We start from the raw sequence: 3,102 nt of genomic DNA, 5'->3' as shown, positions 1-3,102 counted from the left end.
TTGGAAGACACGGTGACGCAGGTGATCGAGCAGCAGATGAGCGGTCTCGACAACTTCCTGTACATGTCGTCGACGAGCGACGATTCGGGCAACGCGACGATCACGCTGACCTTTTCGCCGGGCACGAATCCGGACGTCGCCCAGGTGCAGGTGCAGAACAAGCTGTCGCTCGCGACGCCGAACCTGCCGCAGGTCGTGCAGCAGCTCGGCATGCAGGTCACGAAGTCGAGCAGCAACTGGCTGATGTGGTTCGCATTCAACTCCGAGGACGGCCGGATGTCGAAGGAGGACCTGACGAACTACGTGGCGTCGCACGTGCTCGATCCGCTGAGCCGCGTCAACGGCGTCGGCCAGACGCTGCTGCTCGGTTCGCAGTTCTCGATGCGGATCTGGCTCGACCCCGTCAAGCTGACCAACTACAGCCTCACGCCGACCGACGTGACGGCCGCGATCACGCAGCAGAACGTGCAGATCGCGGGCGGCCAGATCGGCGGCACGCCGGCGAAGCCGGGTACCGTACTGCAGGCGACGATCACCGAATCGACGCTGTTGCGCACGCCCGAGCAGTTCGGCAACATCCTGCTGAAGGTCAACCAGGACGGCTCGCAGGTTCGCCTGAAGGACGTCGGCCGCGCGGCGCTGGGTTCGGAGAACTACACGTTCGACACGAAATACATGGGGCAGCCGACGGCCGGCCTCGGCATCCAGCTCGCGACCGGCGCGAACGCGCTCGCGACCGCGACCGCGCTGCGGGCCAAGATCGACGAGCTGTCGAAGTACTTCCCGCATGGTCTCGTCGTGCACTACCCGTACGACACGACGCCGTTCGTGCGCCTGTCGATCGAGGAGGTGGTCAAGACGCTGATCGAGGGCATCGTGCTCGTGTTCCTCGTGATGTATCTGTTCCTGCAGAACCTGCGGGCGACGATCATCCCGACGATCGCGGTGCCGGTCGTGCTGCTCGGCACGTTCGCGATCATGGGCCTCGTTGGTTTCTCGATCAACACGCTGTCGATGTTCGGCCTCGTGCTCGCGATCGGCCTGCTGGTCGACGACGCGATCGTGGTGGTCGAGAACGTCGAGCGCGTGATGGCCGAGGAGGGGCTGTCGCCGAAGGAGGCGACCCGCAAGGCGATGGGCCAGATCACCGGCGCGCTCGTCGGCGTGGCGCTCGTGCTGTCGGCGGTGTTCGTGCCGGTGGCGTTTTCCGGCGGCTCGGTCGGCGCGATTTATCGTCAGTTCTCGCTGACGATCGTGTCTGCGATGGTGCTGTCGGTGCTGGTCGCGTTGATTCTGACGCCCGCACTGTGCGCGACGATCCTGAAGCCGGTCGAAAAGGGGCATCACGAAGAGAAGAAGGGTTTCTTCGGGTGGTTCAACCGGACCTTCGATCGCAGCCGCGATCGCTACACGGGCGGCGTGAATCATGTGATCCGGCGCTCGGGCCGCTGGCTCGTGATCTACCTCGCCGTGTTCATCGCGGTCGGCGTGATGTTCGTGCGCCTGCCGAAGTCGTTCCTGCCCGACGAGGACCAGGGCTACATGTTCATGATCGTGCAGACTCCGTCCGGCTCCACGCAGGAAACGACCGGCAAGACGCTCGACAACATCAACACGTACCTGACGACCGCCGAGAAGGACGTGGTCGACTCGGTGTTCACGGTCAACGGCTTCAGCTTCGCGGGCCGCGGCCAGAACGCGGGCCTCGTGTTCGTGAAGCTGAAGCCGTACGAGCATCGCCAGCGTTCGGACCAGAAGGTGCAGGCGCTGATCGGCCGGACCTTCGCGCACTACTCGCAGTACAAGGACGCGATGGTGATTCCGTTCAACCCGCCGTCGATTCCCGAACTCGGCACCGCCGCCGGCTTCGACTTCGAGCTGACGGACAACGCCGGTCTCGGCCACGATGCGCTGATGGCCGCGCGCGGGCAGTTGCTCGGGATGGCCGCGAAGGATCCGGCGCTCGCGCTGGTGCGCCCGAACGGCCTGAACGATACGCCGCAGTACAAGGTCGATATCGATCGCGAGAAGGCGAACGCGCTCGGTGTGACGGCCGCGGCGATCGACCAGACGTTCTCGATTGCGTGGGCGTCGCAGTACGTGAACAACTTCCTCGACACCGACGGCCGGATCAAGAAGGTGTACGTGCAGGCCGACGCGCCGTTCCGGATGACGCCGGAAGACATGAACATCTGGTACGTGCGCAACAGCGCGGGCGGGATGGTGCCGTTCAGCGCGTTCTCGACCGGCCACTGGATCTACGGGTCGCCGAAGCTCGAGCGCTACAACGGCGTGTCGTCGATCGAGATCCAGGGGCAGGCCGCGGAAGGCAAGTCGACCGGCCAGGCGATGGCCGCGATGGAAGCGCTCGCGAACAAGCTGCCGGAAGGCATCGGCTATTCGTGGACGGGGCTGTCGTTCCAGGAAATCCAGTCCGGCTCGCAAGCGCCGATCCTGTATGCGATCTCGATCCTCGTCGTGTTCCTGTGTCTCGCGGCGCTGTATGAAAGCTGGTCGATCCCGTTCTCGGTGATCATGGTCGTGCCGCTCGGTGTGGTCGGTGCGCTGCTCGCGACGATGCTGCGCGGCCTCGAGAACGACGTGTTCTTCCAGGTCGGCCTGCTGACCACCGTGGGCCTGTCCGCGAAGAACGCGATCCTGATCGTCGAGTTCGCGCGCGAGCTTCAGGCAGGCGGGAACATGGGGCCGGTGCGTGCGGCGATCGAGGCGGCGCGCCTGCGGCTGCGACCGATCCTGATGACGTCGCTCGCGTTCATGCTGGGCGTGCTGCCGCTCGCGGTCAGCAACGGAGCGGGCTCGGCGAGCCAGCACGCGATCGGCACGGGCGTGATCGGCGGGATGATCACGGCGACGTTCCTCGCCATTTTCATGATCCCGATGTTCTTCGTGCGGGTTCGCGCGATCTTCGGCGGCGAGACGGAAAACGTCGACGACGCATGGCGTCTCGTCCAGGCCGACCTGCAGCGCGGCCGCGACGACGCACACGATTCGAAGGGGCAGTAACGATGCAAAAACACGCTTTGACTGCAATCGCAGTCGCGCTCCTTGCCACGGGGTGCACGATGGCGCCGCATTACAAGC

At 65.0% G+C, this 3,102-nt stretch carries 1 protein-coding gene; it reads left to right on the top strand.

Going from position 1 to position 3,102, the window contains the following annotated elements; all coding sequences use genetic code 11:
- Positions 1–3,024, top strand: a 3,024-nt coding sequence (locus WS89_RS07555) for an efflux RND transporter permease subunit (RefSeq protein ID WP_059790303.1), incomplete at its 5' end; no start/stop codon positions are given.
- Between the last annotated feature and the right edge of the window lie 78 nt (positions 3,025–3,102).

Origin of the sequence: Burkholderia sp. MSMB1072, from assembly GCF_001524725.1 — a bacterium.
Classification (GTDB): domain Bacteria; phylum Pseudomonadota; class Gammaproteobacteria; order Burkholderiales; family Burkholderiaceae; genus Burkholderia.
Note: the sequence above shows the minus strand (reverse complement) of the source record. Positions and strands in the feature narration are given on the sequence as shown.